Genomic DNA, 13,922 nt, shown 5'->3' with positions numbered 1-13,922 from the left:
CGAAAGCTGCCTTTTTTAATTCCGGAGCCTGTGTAATGAAAGAAATCACCGTCACTGAACCTGCCTTTGTCACCCGCTTTTCCTGTTCTGGCTCGGCCTGCCGCGACCACTGTTGTAAGGGCTGGAAAATCACGCTGGATAAGACGACGGTCAAAAAGTATCTCGCCAGTAAAGACACGACGATTCGTACCATCGCGCAAGACCATATTATCCTGCTGAAAAAGAACAACAGCCACTGGGGGGAAATTAAGCTGCCTTCCGCGCTGGGGAATTGCCCTTATCTGGATGAGGACCGTCTGTGCCGGGTACAAAAAACGTTAGGCGCAAAGGCATTAAGTCATACCTGTTCCTCTTTCCCACGGGCGCACCATACCTACAAAAATGAGGTACGTAACTCCCTGAGTCTTGCCTGCCCGGAGGTGACGTCCCGCATTTTAAACGATCCTGACGCGATGGCGCTCGGCGAAAAAACAATCATTCAGCAGACATTCAATACTGCGCCGTTATTCCCAGCGCAGCAAAAGTTACTCAATCTGTTTTGCCTGAGTCTGATCAACCATGCCAACAGCAGTACGGAAGCCGCGCTCTATGCGTTGATTAAATTTGTCATGTATACGCAGAAATTTGCCAAAATAGATGATGCCGCGCTGGGCGAACTGGAACAGGTGTATGCCGCGTTACTTGAACAGTTGCAGACCGGCGTGCTGGCGCAGGAGTTAATGAATATCGCGCCGGACAGCAAGGTAAAAACCTCGCTGGTATTGCAGATGCAGGACTATTTCCGCTCGCTCCCGCTTAGTCGTGGCAGTGTTATCCTCGATCACTATATCCAGTGCCTTCTGCGGGTGCTGACGGCGGAAGAGGGCGTCTCAATGGAGCAGAAGGTTAGCGATATTGAGTCCTCATTAGCGCGCTGTTTACAGGCGGATGAGCAGCAGAAGAACTGGGCCTTCAGAAATTTAATTCTCTATAAAATTTGGGAAAATAATTTCCCCAACCAGCCGAATGTCGACCCGTTACGCGCGCTGTATATTATCGTGGCGGAATATGCCTTTATTAAGCTATTAACGGCAGCCAGCGTGTATGAGCGCGGGCGTCTTGAGTGGGATGACGTTACTAATATTGTGTATAGTTTTCACTCCCGCAGCCAGCATAACAGCGAGGTGGCGGCGAATTTTCATCGCCATATAGAAACGGTGCGTACTGGCGACGATCTGTCGATGATTCATCTTCTGACATAGTTTTGTTCGGGGTGGGCTTTTGCGCATCCCGTTTATCCTATCTGGCTGATTTTATTCTGCTCTTTGAGCCGCTAAAAAGGCGCTACAGGTTACATAAGTGAAATAACCCTTCTTTTATAGCCTTATTCCTTCGATAGAACCCTCTGTAGAAACGGATAATCATGCCGATAACTCATTTAACGCAGGGCTGTTTATCGTGAATTCACTGTATACCGCTGAAGGTGTAATGGATAAACACTCGCTGTGGCAGCGTTATGTACCGCTGGTGCGTCACGAAGCATTGCGCCTGCAGGTGCGATTGCCGGCGAGCGTGGAACTGGACGATCTGCTACAAGCGGGCGGCATCGGGTTATTAAATGCGGTCGACCGATATGACGCTTTGCAAGGAACGGCATTTACCACTTACGCAGTGCAGCGTATTCGTGGGGCGATGCTGGATGAATTACGCAGCCGCGATTGGGTGCCGCGTAGCGTCCGGCGTAATGCCCGCGAAGTGGCGCAGGCGATGGGACAACTGGAGCAGGAACTGGGGCGTAATGCGACGGAAACCGAAGTGGCGGAACGTCTTGGCATTCCTGTTGCGGAGTATCGTCAGATGTTGCTCGATACCAACAACAGCCAACTTTTCTCTTACGATGAGTGGCGGGAAGAGCATGGCGATAGCATCGAACTGGTGACTGAAGAACATCAACAGGAAAACCCGTTACATCAACTGCTGGAGGGCGACCTGCGACAGCGGGTAATGGATGCGATTGAATCGCTGCCGGAACGCGAGCAACTGGTGTTAACGCTGTATTACCAGGAAGAGCTCAATCTCAAAGAGATTGGCGCGGTACTGGAAGTCGGCGAATCGCGGGTCAGCCAGTTGCATAGTCAGGCCATCAAACGATTACGCACCAAACTGGGTAAGTTATAGGTCGCGCATGGTCGCACCCGAAAAGTGCCGCACAACGTATAGACTACCAGGAGTTCTCATGACGGTGCAGCAACCTAAAAGGCGGCCCTTGAGCCGCTATCTTAAAGACTTTAAACACAGCCAGACGCATTGCGCGCATTGTCACAAATTGCTCGACCGCATTACGCTGGTTCGCCGTGGCAAGATCGTTAATAAAATCGCTATTTCACAGCTGGATATGCTACTTGACGACGCTGCCTGGCAGCGGGAGCAGAAGGAGTGGGTGGCGCTGTGTCGCTTTTGCGGCGATTTGCACTGCAAAAAGCAGAGTGATTTTTTCGATATTATCGGTTTCAAACAGTATTTGTTTGAACAAACAGAGATGAGCCATGGCACGGTGCGGGAATATGTCGTGCGTTTACGACGTCTTGGCAACTACCTCAGCGAGCAAAACATTTCCCACGATCTGCTGCAGGACGGTTTTCTCGATGAAAGCCTGGCGCCATGGTTGCCGGAAACCAGCACCAATAATTACCGTATCGCACTACGTAAATACCAGCAATATAAAGCACATCAGCAGATTGCGCCCAGACAGAAATCCCCCTTTACCGCCAGTTCTGATATATATTAAAAAAGCATAAGATGTAGCAGAGTCGTGTTGGTGAAACGTGGCAAACCTTCTACATTAGGCTGAGTCCCCCAAAGGTTCGCGAGACGTGACGATGCGCCATGGCGGGACACAGTCTATGGTCATTAACGGCAATATTCGGGGTTACTATGAAATTAGCACTGCTGGGACGTCAGGCACTGATGGGAGTAATGGCTGTAGCGCTGGTGGCGGGAATGAGCGCGAAGAGCTTTGCCGATGAGGGTTTGCTGAACAAAGTTAAAGAACGCGGCACGCTGCTGGTAGGGCTGGAAGGTACCTATCCGCCGTTTAGCTTTCAGGGCGAAGACGGCAAATTAACCGGTTTTGAAGTCGATTTCGCCGAGGCGTTGGCAAAACATCTGGGCGTTAAAGCGTCGCTGAAGCCGACCAAATGGGACGGAATACTGGCGTCGCTGGACGCTAAACGCATTGATGTGGTGATAAACCAGGTCACGATTTCAGACGTCCGCAAGAAAAAATATGATTTCTCTACGCCTTACACTGTCTCCGGCGTTCAAGCGCTGGTGAAAAAAGGCAATGAAGGCACGATCAAAACGGCGGCCGATCTGCAGGGCAAAAAAGTCGGCGTTGGGCTGGGGACTAACTATGAAGAGTGGCTACGTCAACATGTTCAGGGTGTGGATATCCGTACTTATGACGATGATCCTACAAAATACCAGGATCTGCGCGTAGGCCGTATTGACGCGATTTTAGTCGATCGTCTGGCGGCGCTGGATCTGGTGAAAAAAACCAAAGGTACGCTGGCCGTCACCGGTGATGCGTTTTCGCGTCAGGAGTCCGGCGTTGCGTTACGTAAAGGCAACGAAGACTTGCTGAAGGCGGTAGATAACGCCATTGCGGAAATGCAAAAAGATGGCACCTTAAAAGCGCTCTCTGAAAAATGGTTTGGCGCTGACGTGACCCAATAATGCTCTACGTTGCCCGGCAGGCAGAGCGCCGCCGGGCAATATCAACCTCATACTATGTCAGCAGACGGAGGCGCGTGAATCGGCGCCTTTTTTATTTCCGTTGGATCAACGTGCATAATAAAAAGAACACACCACAACGTTACCGGAGGCTCAATGCCACTACATCACTTAACGCGCTTCCCTCGCCTGGAGCTTATCGGCGCGCCGACCCCGCTCGAATACCTGCCGCGATTGTCTGATTATCTTGGCCGTGAGATTTACATTAAGCGCGATGACGTTACGCCCATTGCAATGGGCGGCAATAAACTGCGCAAGCTGGAGTTTCTGGTGGCCGACGCGCTGCGAGAAGGGGCGGATACGCTGATAACCGCAGGGGCGATTCAGTCAAACCATGTCCGTCAGACGGCGGCGGTCGCGGCCAAATTGGGGCTGCATTGCGTCGCTTTGCTGGAAAATCCAATCGGTACCACCGCGGAAAATTACCTGACGAATGGTAATCGCCTGTTACTGGATTTATTTAATACACAAATTGAGATGTGCGATGCGCTAACCGATCCGGATGCGCAGCTGCAAACGCTGGCGACGCGCATTGAAGCGCAAGGGTTCAGGCCCTATGTGATTCCGGTCGGCGGCTCCAGCGCGCTGGGCGCAATGGGATACGTAGAGAGCGCCCTGGAAATCGCCCAGCAGTGTGAAGAGGTCGTCGGGCTCTCTTCGGTAGTGGTGGCCTCCGGCAGCGCCGGAACGCACGCCGGGTTAGCTGTCGGGCTGGAACATCTGATGCCGGATGTCGAACTAATTGGCGTGACCGTTTCACGTTCTGTCGCCGAGCAGAAACCCAAAGTAATTGCCTTGCAGCAGGCTATTGCCGGTCAGCTGGCGCTGACGGCGACGGCGGATATTCATTTATGGGATGACTATTTTGCCCCGGGGTACGGCGTGCCAAATGACGCGGGGATGGAGGCGGTGAAACTGCTGGCGAGCCTGGAGGGGGTGCTGCTGGATCCGGTATATACCGGCAAAGCGATGGCGGGTCTGATAGACGGCATCAGCCAGAAACGCTTTAACGATGACGGGCCGATTCTCTTTATTCACACCGGTGGGGCGCCTGCGCTGTTTGCCTACCATCCTCATGTATAACCTCCAGGTAATCAACGCGAATGCAAGAAAGTATCCAACTGGTTATTGAATCGCTGCCGTATTTGCTTAAAGGCGCCGTCTTTACCCTGCAACTGAGTATTGGCGGTATGTTTTTTGGTCTGCTGCTGGGATTTGTGCTGGCGCTGATGCGGATGTCTCCGCTATGGCCGGTTCGCTGGCTGGCGCGCTTTTATATCTCGATTTTTCGCGGTACGCCGCTTATCGCCCAGTTATTTATGATCTATTACGGCCTGCCGCAATTTGGGATTGAGCTGGACCCTATCCCGGCGGCGATGATTGGTTTATCGCTCAATACCGCGGCTTACACGTCCGAGACGCTGCGCGCGGCGATCTCGGCTATCGACAAGGGACAATGGGAAGCGGCGGCGAGCATTGGCATGACGCCGTGGCAAACGCTACGTCGCGCTATTTTGCCGCAGGCGGCTCGTGTCGCGCTTCCGCCGTTGAGCAACAGCTTTATCAGCCTGGTGAAAGATACGTCGCTCGCCGCGACGATTCAGGTGCCGGAGTTGTTCCGCCAGGCGCAGTTAATTACCTCGCGAACGCTGGAGGTGTTTACCATGTATCTGGCCGCGTCGTTAATCTACTGGGTAATGGCGACCGTCTTATCGGCACTGCAAAACTATTTTGAAAACCAGCTTAACCGCCAGGAGAGAGAGCCAAAATGAGTGCGATCGAAGTCACTAACCTGGTCAAAAAATTTCATGGTCAAACGGTGCTGCACGGTATCGACCTTGAGGTGAAGCCCGGAGAAGTCGTCGCCATTATCGGCCCGAGCGGCTCAGGGAAGACAACGTTATTACGCTGCATTAACCTGCTGGAGCAACCGGAAGCGGGCACCATTAAAGTAGGCGATATTATCATCGATACCGCCCGCCCATTCAGCCAGCAAAAAGGGTTGATTCGCCAGCTACGTCAGCATGTCGGCTTTGTCTTTCAGAGTTTTAACCTGTTCCCGCATCGTACCGTGCTGGAAAATATCATTGAAGGTCCGGTGATTGTAAAGGGAGAGCCGAAAGCCGAGGCGACGGCGCTGGCGCGGGAACTGTTAGCCAAAGTCGGGTTGGCTGGTAAAGAGACCCGTTATCCGCGCCGCCTGTCGGGCGGGCAACAGCAGCGCGTGGCGATTGCGCGTGCGCTGGCGATGCGCCCGGAAGTGATTCTGTTTGATGAGCCGACGTCGGCGCTTGATCCTGAATTAGTTGGCGAGGTGCTTAATACGATTCGCCAGCTGGCGCAGGAAAAGAGCACGATGGTGATCGTCACTCACGAAATGGGCTTTGCGCGTGACGTGGCTGACCGGGCAATATTTATGGATCAGGGGCAAATCGTCGAGCAGGGGCCGGCGAAAACCTTGTTCGCCGATCCTCAGCATCCGCGTACCCGCCAGTTCCTTGAGAAATTTTTAGTGAAATAATACCTTTTCAACGCTCGCCCGAATTAGCCGCGCCTCGGGCGAGCGCAATGAATAATTATGAAGTCATTCTGCCAGATTATTAACCTCGCTCTCAGGCGGAAGCCAAAAAACTGTAATGCCGCTCAAGTATTCTACGATTCGTCCGATATTTCTTATATATAAACACTATTTATGTGTTAATTTAAGTCATTCATAATAATGATTATCAATATCAAAGGCGTGACCATAAAATATGCAGGAAAATGATTTCTTCACCTGGCGACGCGCAATGTTGTTACGCTTTCAGGAGATGGCGGCAGCAGAGGATGTTTATACTGAATTGCAATATCAGACACAGCGGCTGGAATTTGATTATTATGCCCTGTGTGTTCGTCATCCCGTTCCCTTTACCCGGCCTAAAATATCTCTTCGTACCACTTATCCTCCGGCGTGGGTAACGCATTATCAGTCCGAAAACTATTTTGCGATCGATCCGGTATTAAAGCCGGAAAATTTCAGGCAGGGTCATTTACATTGGGATGACGTGCTATTTCATGAAGCGCAGGCGATGTGGGATGCCGCCCAGCGTTTCGGATTACGCAGAGGCGTAACCCAGTGTGTGATGTTGCCGAACCGGGCGCTGGGCTTTTTATCTGTCTCCCGTAGCAGTTTACGCTGCTCCTCGTTTACCTACGATGAAGTGGAGCTGAGGTTGCAACTGCTGGCGCGGGAGAGTCTTTCGGCGCTGACAAGATTTGAAGACGACATGGTGATGGCGCCTGAGATGCGTTTCAGTAAACGTGAGAAAGAGATTCTGAAGTGGACGGCGGAAGGGAAGACCTCATCAGAGATCGCCATTATTCTGTCGATTTCTGAAAATACCGTTAACTTCCATCAGAAAAACATGCAGAAGAAATTCAATGCGCCAAATAAAACACAGATTGCCTGCTACGCTGCGGCGACAGGTCTGATATGACGTGCTGACGATGCTTCGCGCCAGACGCGAAACCGGCTGAAAGCGATGCTAACAGCCGGTTTTTTACTACTGGCGGTAAGCTTGTTTAATTTGCTTAACCGTACTGGAAAATACCGCCGCTTGTGCTTCATCATCCATCTGCGCGATTTGTTTTTCCATTTTAAGAATCACGCGCCCTGCATCGGCCTGGCCCATCGCCTGCAGCATCAGCGTTAACATGGCTTTCAGGCAGTTGACTTCAGTAGCCAGTTCTTGATTATTCTCAGCGGTGGAAAAATCAGGCGTACTCATTTATTTTCCTCGTTATGTTTCAGTGAAAATGTGCGATAGCAGATGTTAAGGCGGCGGAGTATACCATAAGCTACGCTAAAAATAGCAGTGGTTGTTTTTTGATCAAAAAGAGGAAGGTTTACCCACAAAATAAACGTTGCCGCGTGATGCATATATTTTCTTCATTCTTTGTTTATTACGCGTATTTCACTCGTTAATTATTGTTACAAAGTTGATTCTCTAATTAGTGTTTAGACAGCGGAACGTGAAATTTTTGTCACCATTATGAAATAGCAGCGCGGGACAGCGCCGCCAGAAGGGGCTACAACGTTGGCAGTTGCCACATGACGTACAACATAATTTCCAAAAACGAGAGCAAAATCGAATACCCGGTGTTTTTTTACGTTTCAAAGTTGAGATAAAACCAGCTAATATAAGGACGATTAACTATCAGTAGCGTTATCCCTATTCTGGAGATATTCCTTTGATCAACGTTCTTCTTGTTGATGACCACGAACTGGTGCGCGCAGGGATACGACGCATTCTTGAAGATATAAAGGGCATTAAAGTTGTCGGTGAAGCGTGCTGCGGAGAGGATGCGGTAAAATGGTGCCGTACTAACGCCGTTGACGTCGTGCTGATGGATATGAACATGCCCGGTATTGGCGGCCTTGAGGCAACGCGTAAAATTGCCCGATCGACAGCGGATATCAAAGTGATCATGCTGACCGTCCATACGGAGAACCCGTTGCCCGCCAAAGTGATGCAGGCTGGCGCAGCTGGCTATCTCAGCAAAGGCGCTGCGCCTCAGGAGGTGGTGAGCGCTATTCGTTCGGTGTATTCCGGACAACGTTATATCGCCTCCGATATCGCTCAGCAGATGGCGCTCAGTCAGATCGAGCCTGCAAAAACGGAAACGCCGTTCGCCAGTTTGTCTGAACGCGAGTTGCAGATTATGCTGATGATCACCAAGGGTCAGAAGGTCAATGAGATTTCAGAACAGCTGAATCTCAGTCCTAAAACGGTGAACAGCTATCGCTATCGTATGTTCAGTAAATTAAACATTCATGGTGATGTTGAGCTGACTCACCTGGCAATCCGCCATGGCCTGTGTAATGCGGAGACGTTAACAAGCCAGTGAGTGAAATATTTGACGCAAAGGCGTTTTTGAAAACCGTTACCAGCCAACCCGGTGTCTATCGTATGTATGACGCCGGCGGTACGGTTATCTATGTTGGTAAAGCAAAAGACCTGAAAAAGCGTCTTTCCAGCTACTTTCGCAGCAACCTGGCTTCGCGTAAAACCGAAGCGCTAGTTGCGCAAATTCAACACATTGATGTCACGGTAACGCATACCGAAACGGAAGCGCTGCTGCTTGAGCATAATTACATCAAGTTGTATCAACCGCGTTACAACGTGTTGTTGCGTGATGATAAATCCTATCCTTTTATTTTTCTGAGCGGCGATACCCATCCGCGTCTGGCGATGCACCGTGGCGCTAAACATGCGAAAGGCGAGTACTTCGGCCCATTTCCTAACGGCTATGCCGTGCGGGAAACGCTGGCGCTGTTACAGAAAATTTTCCCTATCCGCCAGTGCGAAAACAGCGTGTATCGCAACCGCTCGCGTCCTTGCCTGCAATACCAGATTGGCCGCTGCTTAGGCCCCTGCGTTGCAGGACTGGTCAGCGAGGAGGAGTACACGCAACAGGTGGAGTATGTCCGGTTGTTTTTGTCCGGCAAGGACGACCAGGTCTTAACACAGCTGATTGCCCGGATGGAAAAGGCCAGCCAGGATTTGGCATTTGAAGAGGCGGCGCGTATTCGCGATCAGATCCAGGCGGTACGCCGGGTCACGGAGAGACAGTTTGTCTCCAATGCGGGCGACGATCTCGACGTTATCGGCGTGGCTTTCGATGCGGGTATGGCCTGTGTGCATGTGCTGTTTATTCGCCAGGGTAAGGTGCTGGGCAGCCGCAGCTATTTTCCAAAAGTGCCTGGCGGTACGGAACTGGGCGAAGTGGTGGAAACCTTTGTCGGGCAGTTTTACCTGCAGGGTAGCCAGATGCGCACGCTACCGGGCGAGATACTGCTCGATTTTAATCTTAGCGATAAAACGCTGCTCGCCGACTCGTTGTCGGAGCTTGCCGGACGGCGTATTCATGTCCAGACAAAACCGCGCGGCGATCGCGCCCGTTATCTCAAGCTGGCGCGGACCAACGCGGCAACGGCCTTAATTACAAAACTTTCGCAGCAGTCCACCATCACGCAGCGTTTGACTGCGCTGGCGGCGGTATTAAAACTTCCTGCTATCAAGCGGATGGAGTGTTTTGACATCAGCCATACCATGGGGGAGCAAACGGTCGCATCCTGTGTGGTATTTGACGCTAACGGGCCGTTACGCGCCGAGTATCGTCGTTATAATATCGCGGGCATCACGCCGGGTGATGACTACGCGGCGATGAATCAGGTGCTACGTCGGCGTTATGGCAAGGCCATAGAAGAAAGTAAGATTCCGGACGTTATTCTGATCGACGGCGGAAAAGGGCAGCTCGCCCAGGCGAAAGCCGTTTTCGCTGAGCTGGATGTCCCCTGGGATAAGCATCGCCCTTTGTTGCTCGGCGTCGCCAAAGGCGCAGACAGAAAGGCCGGTCTGGAAACACTCTTTTTTGAACCGGAAGGAGAGGGGTTTAGCCTGCCGCCGGACTCGCCGGCGCTGCATGTTATTCAGCATATTCGCGATGAGTCGCACGATCACGCGATCGGCGGACACCGTAAAAAACGCGCAAAGGTTAAAAATACCAGTACGCTGGAAACTATTGAAGGCGTTGGGCCTAAACGTCGCCAGATGCTGCTGAAATATATGGGCGGTTTGCAAGGACTACGTAACGCCAGCGTAGAAGAAATTGCAAAAGTGCCGGGTATTTCGCAAGGTCTGGCAGAAAAGATCTTCTGGTCGTTGAAACATTGAGGCCACTGTAGCAACATAGGGGTAATTTCACTGACAACAGATAGTTACCCGTCACTATGCAATTTAATATCCCTACGTTGCTCACGCTGTTTCGCGTCATCCTGATTCCATTCTTTGTCGTGGTGTTTTATTTGCCGTTCGCCTGGGCGCCGATGGTCAGCGCGCTGATTTTCTGTATTGCCGCTATTACCGACTGGTTTGACGGCTTTCTGGCGCGACGCTGGAACCAGAGTACGCGTTTCGGCGCTTTCCTCGACCCCGTCGCCGACAAGGTGCTGGTGGCGATCGCCATGGTGTTGGTCACTGAGCATTATCATAGCTGGTGGGTGACGTTACCTGCGGCGACGATGATAGCCCGCGAAATTATTATCTCTGCTCTGCGTGAATGGATGGCGGAGCTGGGCAAACGCAGTAGTGTAGCGGTCTCTTGGATCGGTAAAGTCAAAACTACCGCGCAGATGGTGGCGCTGGCGTGGCTCTTGTGGCGTCCGAATATCTGGGTAGAGTATGCCGGGATCGCGCTTTTCTTTGTTGCAGCGGTGCTAACGTTGTGGTCCATGTTGCAATATTTGAGCGCTGCACGCGGAGATTTGCTTGATCAGTGATCGTTTCGCCGCAAATTTCAGCAAACGATCGTGAGTGACGAAAAATATCGTTGACTCAGTGCGTCAGGTAAGTAGAATGCAACGCATCGAACGGCAGCACTGATTGCCAGACGATAACAAAATCAAGTGATTAACAAAGTTGCTTGATACTGCGGGAATAGCTCAGTTGGTAGAGCACGACCTTGCCAAGGTCGGGGTCGCGAGTTCGAGTCTCGTTTCCCGCTCCAGTTTAAAAGCATTGGCGTAAAGCGGATGCTGGCTGAAAAGCAAAAAAATTTGGCGCGTTAACAAAGCGGTTATGTAGCGGATTGCAAATCCGTCTAGTCCGGTTCGACTCCGGAACGCGCCTCCAATTTTTCCCGAGCCCGGATGGTGGAATCGGTAGACACAAGGGATTTAAAATCCCTCGGCGTTCGCGCTGTGCGGGTTCAAGTCCCGCTCCGGGTACCATGGGAAAGACAAGAATAATCAAAGCAATAAGCAGTGTCGTGAAACCACCTACGGGTGGTTTTTTTGTGTCTTCAATTTGTATGCCGACCGCGAGCGTGAACTTTCCAGCGCGATACACGGTAAAAAAAACACCGGTAGCGGCATTTCTGCCAGTACAACAGTTATGTGCTACCGACCCGCAAGAACTTATGCCTGGTAAATACTAAACGTCGGGTAAATCAGCCGATAAAATCCATTAATCTCTATAAAAATTGCTGATATGTTTTATGCCTGCTTTATAAAGTGAGTGGGTCTGCCAGTGAAATATACCGATAATGCAAAATTATTTATTAGCTTCATTAATATTGGGATTGTAGGTTGCGCTTTTTTACTTTTTTTTATTTTGTATGAGCCTGAGAGTGCAATCGCAACCTACTCTCTTCCAGGCGAGTTTTCCTCTTCGACATGTGATGCGCGTAATTTTATTGGCTACGTCGATGAAAACGACTTTGCAGAGTATATAAAAAAAGTAGAACTGACGCGCTACAGTATGTATTGTCTGAAAAAAACAGGGGCGGGTCAGTGGAGTATTTATGCAAATTAAACGAGTATATAACTGTTCAGGGGGGGGGGTCTGCACAATTTAATTAAAGGTAGATAGCGAACTAATATTCATCATAAGGTAATGTGATCCGCTTCATGCTTTAATCACGTTTTGCAATATTGTCTTAATAACAGGTCAACTACAGATAATTTCGGGTTTTCGTGAATGGCGGTTTTGGTCAGTCTCTATATTATGCTTTCCCCGCTTTACGGAGATGATGATGCAAAAGAAAACCTGGGCCGTTTTATTGATACCATTGTGCCTCACCGCTTGCCACCAGACGACCTACCGATCAACAGCCAAAGATGAAATTCTCACAGGGAGCTATATTGACCCGACAAAAACACGCTTTCCGTTAGCGGATTATTCACAGTCGGTTGATAAATGGATACCTCCGGACTCGGCTGATTACACTATTCCGGTTATTGATAGTGCTACCCAACAACGCTACTTTAACGCACTAAAATCTCATTATTTCGGAATGGACAGTGAAGCGCACTCGCCGTGGAATGGTTTTTATATTACCGCATTGCTGAAAAAAAACGCAGCACAGGCGCGGGATGCCAGTATTAAGCAGTTTCTTAGCGACGGCAGTGCTTATTGGGGGGAAAACTTCAGACTTTATACCTCTCGCTGGAAAGAGGGGGTTAGAGGGAATACGGATACGCAGATTGACAATATCTATCATGCCTCCCGGCGAGGCATTATGGTCAGGGAAAGTTTAGTCAGAGCGCTGCCAACGGACGACCCGCTCTTTAACGATCCCCGTCAGGCGGGCGAGGGGTACCCGTTTGATAATTTACAAATGTCTTCGCTGCGTCCCGGTACGCCGGTCTATACGCTGACGAAGAGCAAAGACCAACGCTGGCAATATGTCGTTTCACCAGCGGTAACTGGCTGGGTTCATAGTGAAGATATTGCCAGTGCGGATCAGAAATTTATAACACAGTGGGTTTTGCTTGCTCATAAGCAACTGGGGGCATTTATCAACGCGCCGGTTTCTGTCCATGCCGCAGGCGTCTATTATTTCACCGGGCGACCGGGCACTATTTTACCGTTCCGACATCAACGGGCGGGCCAGTTCCTGATTGCGGCGCCAGTTCGCGATAGCAATGGTCGTGCGTTTATCCATTGGGTCTGGCTAAGCGGTAACGAGTTTACGGCAATGCCGTGGAAAATGACGCCGGAAAATATCGCCGTGCTAATGAAAGCAATGCACGGCGCCCCCTACGGTTGGGGAAATTTTAACTTTTATAATGATTGTTCAGCCGAAGTCCGCAGCCTGTTAATGCCGTTTGGCATATTCCTGCCCAGACATTCATCCGCGCAGGTAGAGTCTGCTGGACGGGTGGTCGATCTTAGTCATAAAAATCCCCAAATGCGGATCGATTATCTCACCAGATACGGAAAACCGTTTACTACGTTGGTCTATATTCCAGGGCATATTATGCTGTATATCGGTAACACAACCATGAATGGGCAGGTCGTGCCGATGACTTATCAGAATATCTGGGGATTGCGCCCAAACCATGCTAATAGCCGGAGCATTATCGGTGAGGCGGTATTTTTGCCGTTACTGCGTTTTTATCCTGAAAATCCTGAGCTGATATCGCTGGCTGGTAAGGTTCTGTTTAAGCTTGGTTATATAGAATAGGTTGACAAACTGTGTTATCGCGGAAGACATGATTAAGGCAACCGTGCGCGTGGATATAAAGAGAGTATCCCTGTAAACTGTGTCTGAAAAAAGTATGCGCTATAGTGCGGGCTGTTTATTTGAAATACTATCTGGAGCTGATT

Annotated in this window: 14 protein-coding genes, 3 tRNA genes and 1 pseudogene; 16 read left to right on the top strand and 2 right to left on the bottom strand. The window is 50.5% G+C overall.

Annotated elements, in window-relative coordinates:
• Nucleotides 1-35 precede the first annotated feature (35 nt).
• The 8 genes from fliB to sdiA all read left to right on the top strand — a co-directional run bounded on the left by fliB (nucleotide 36) and on the right by sdiA (nucleotide 7,247).
• Nucleotides 36-1,241, top strand: a complete 1,206-nt coding sequence (fliB, locus tag NA389_RS02500; protein WP_000659235.1) for a flagellin lysine-N-methylase — start codon at nucleotides 36-38, stop codon at nucleotides 1,239-1,241.
• Between the two features lie 196 nt (nucleotides 1,242-1,437).
• Nucleotides 1,438-2,157 carry an RNA polymerase sigma factor FliA gene (locus tag NA389_RS02495; RefSeq protein ID WP_001087453.1) on the top strand — a complete coding sequence of 240 codons (720 nt, stop codon included), beginning with the start codon at nucleotides 1,438-1,440 and terminating at the stop codon, nucleotides 2,155-2,157.
• 58 nt (nucleotides 2,158-2,215) lie between these two features.
• The gene (fliZ, locus tag NA389_RS02490) at nucleotides 2,216-2,767 is read left to right on the top strand and encodes a flagella biosynthesis regulatory protein FliZ (protein ID WP_000218080.1); all 552 of its coding nucleotides are present in this window, start codon (nucleotides 2,216-2,218) and stop codon (nucleotides 2,765-2,767) included.
• 146 nt (nucleotides 2,768-2,913) lie between these two features.
• The gene (tcyJ, locus tag NA389_RS02485; RefSeq protein ID WP_000761634.1) at nucleotides 2,914-3,714 is read left to right on the top strand and encodes a cystine ABC transporter substrate-binding protein; all 801 of its coding nucleotides are present in this window, start codon (nucleotides 2,914-2,916) and stop codon (nucleotides 3,712-3,714) included.
• Between the two features lie 153 nt (nucleotides 3,715-3,867).
• Nucleotides 3,868-4,854 (top strand): D-cysteine desulfhydrase, encoded by a 987-nt coding sequence (dcyD, locus tag NA389_RS02480; RefSeq protein ID WP_001128188.1) that lies wholly within the window; start codon nucleotides 3,868-3,870, stop codon nucleotides 4,852-4,854.
• A 20-nt stretch (nucleotides 4,855-4,874) separates the two neighbouring features.
• Nucleotides 4,875-5,543 (top strand): cystine ABC transporter permease, encoded by a 669-nt coding sequence (tcyL, locus tag NA389_RS02475; RefSeq protein ID WP_001158238.1) that lies wholly within the window; start codon nucleotides 4,875-4,877, stop codon nucleotides 5,541-5,543.
• Entirely contained in the window at nucleotides 5,540-6,292 is a 753-nt protein-coding gene (tcyN, locus tag NA389_RS02470; protein WP_001273039.1) for an L-cystine ABC transporter ATP-binding protein TcyN, read from the top strand. The genes tcyL and tcyN overlap by 4 nt, the downstream gene beginning before the upstream one ends.
• Nucleotides 6,293-6,524: 232 nt before the next feature.
• Nucleotides 6,525-7,247, top strand: a complete 723-nt coding sequence (sdiA, locus tag NA389_RS02465; RefSeq protein WP_001157169.1) for a transcriptional regulator SdiA — start codon at nucleotides 6,525-6,527, stop codon at nucleotides 7,245-7,247.
• A 66-nt stretch (nucleotides 7,248-7,313) separates the two neighbouring features.
• Here sdiA and NA389_RS02460 read toward each other — a convergent pair whose 3' ends face one another.
• Complete coding sequence (locus NA389_RS02460; protein ID WP_000106483.1) at nucleotides 7,314-7,538, bottom strand: DUF2594 family protein; 225 nt, start codon at nucleotides 7,536-7,538, stop codon at nucleotides 7,314-7,316.
• Nucleotides 7,535-7,690, bottom strand: coding sequence for a hypothetical protein (locus NA389_RS02455; protein WP_000546183.1), 156 nt, complete (start codon nucleotides 7,688-7,690; stop codon nucleotides 7,535-7,537). The genes NA389_RS02460 and NA389_RS02455 overlap by 4 nt, the downstream gene beginning before the upstream one ends.
• Before the next feature lie 311 nt (nucleotides 7,691-8,001).
• Here NA389_RS02455 and uvrY point away from each other — a divergent pair, with 311 nt between their 5' ends.
• The 8 genes and pseudogenes from uvrY (at nucleotide 8,002) to NA389_RS02415 (ending at nucleotide 13,779) form a co-directional block, all read left to right on the top strand.
• A complete protein-coding gene (gene uvrY / locus NA389_RS02450; protein WP_000611323.1) occupies nucleotides 8,002-8,658 on the top strand; it encodes a UvrY/SirA/GacA family response regulator transcription factor in 657 nt (218 codons plus the stop codon).
• A complete protein-coding gene (gene uvrC, locus NA389_RS02445) occupies nucleotides 8,655-10,487 on the top strand; it encodes an excinuclease ABC subunit UvrC (protein WP_001289475.1) in 1,833 nt (610 codons plus the stop codon). The genes uvrY and uvrC overlap by 4 nt, the downstream gene beginning before the upstream one ends.
• Before the next feature lie 56 nt (nucleotides 10,488-10,543).
• Nucleotides 10,544-11,092, top strand: coding sequence for a CDP-diacylglycerol--glycerol-3-phosphate 3-phosphatidyltransferase (gene pgsA, locus NA389_RS02440; RefSeq protein WP_001160192.1), 549 nt, complete (start codon nucleotides 10,544-10,546; stop codon nucleotides 11,090-11,092).
• A gap of 151 nt (nucleotides 11,093-11,243) precedes the next feature.
• Nucleotides 11,244-11,319 (top strand) — tRNA-Gly (locus NA389_RS02435).
• 51 nt (nucleotides 11,320-11,370) lie between these two features.
• Nucleotides 11,371-11,444 (top strand) — tRNA-Cys (locus NA389_RS02430).
• Nucleotides 11,445-11,455: 11 nt separating this feature from the next.
• Nucleotides 11,456-11,542 (top strand) — tRNA-Leu (locus NA389_RS02425).
• A 251-nt stretch (nucleotides 11,543-11,793) separates the two neighbouring features.
• A pseudogene (locus NA389_RS02420) lies at nucleotides 11,794-12,125 on the top strand (hypothetical protein).
• A 214-nt stretch (nucleotides 12,126-12,339) separates the two neighbouring features.
• Nucleotides 12,340-13,779, top strand: a complete 1,440-nt coding sequence (locus tag NA389_RS02415) for an SH3 domain-containing C40 family peptidase (protein ID WP_077905972.1) — start codon at nucleotides 12,340-12,342, stop codon at nucleotides 13,777-13,779.
• Nucleotides 13,780-13,922: the final 143 nt, after the last annotated feature.

Origin of the sequence: Salmonella sp. NW645 (assembly GCF_051703725.1) — a bacterium.
Classification (GTDB): domain Bacteria; phylum Pseudomonadota; class Gammaproteobacteria; order Enterobacterales; family Enterobacteriaceae; genus Salmonella; species Salmonella enterica.
This window is presented reverse-complemented; position numbering and strand designations above follow the sequence as displayed.

Excerpts from the sequence above, each read along its gene's own strand:
- fliB (WP_000659235.1), top strand. The coding sequence starts at position 36 with ATGAAAGAAATCACCGTCACTGAACCTGCCTTTGTCACCCGCTTTTCC.
- fliZ (WP_000218080.1), top strand. The coding sequence starts at position 2,216 with ATGACGGTGCAGCAACCTAAAAGGCGGCCCTTGAGCCGCTATCTTAAA.
- tcyJ (WP_000761634.1), top strand. The coding sequence starts at position 2,914 with ATGAAATTAGCACTGCTGGGACGTCAGGCACTGATGGGAGTAATGGCT.
- dcyD (WP_001128188.1), top strand. The coding sequence starts at position 3,868 with ATGCCACTACATCACTTAACGCGCTTCCCTCGCCTGGAGCTTATCGGC.
- tcyL (WP_001158238.1), top strand. The coding sequence starts at position 4,875 with ATGCAAGAAAGTATCCAACTGGTTATTGAATCGCTGCCGTATTTGCTT.
- tcyN (WP_001273039.1), top strand. The coding sequence starts at position 5,540 with ATGAGTGCGATCGAAGTCACTAACCTGGTCAAAAAATTTCATGGTCAA.
- sdiA (WP_001157169.1), top strand. The coding sequence starts at position 6,525 with ATGCAGGAAAATGATTTCTTCACCTGGCGACGCGCAATGTTGTTACGC.
- NA389_RS02460 (WP_000106483.1), bottom strand. The coding sequence starts at position 7,538 with ATGAGTACGCCTGATTTTTCCACCGCTGAGAATAATCAAGAACTGGCT.
- NA389_RS02455 (WP_000546183.1), bottom strand. The coding sequence starts at position 7,690 with ATGCATCACGCGGCAACGTTTATTTTGTGGGTAAACCTTCCTCTTTTT.
- pgsA (WP_001160192.1), top strand. The coding sequence starts at position 10,544 with ATGCAATTTAATATCCCTACGTTGCTCACGCTGTTTCGCGTCATCCTG.
- NA389_RS02415 (WP_077905972.1), top strand. The coding sequence starts at position 12,340 with ATGATGATGCAAAAGAAAACCTGGGCCGTTTTATTGATACCATTGTGC.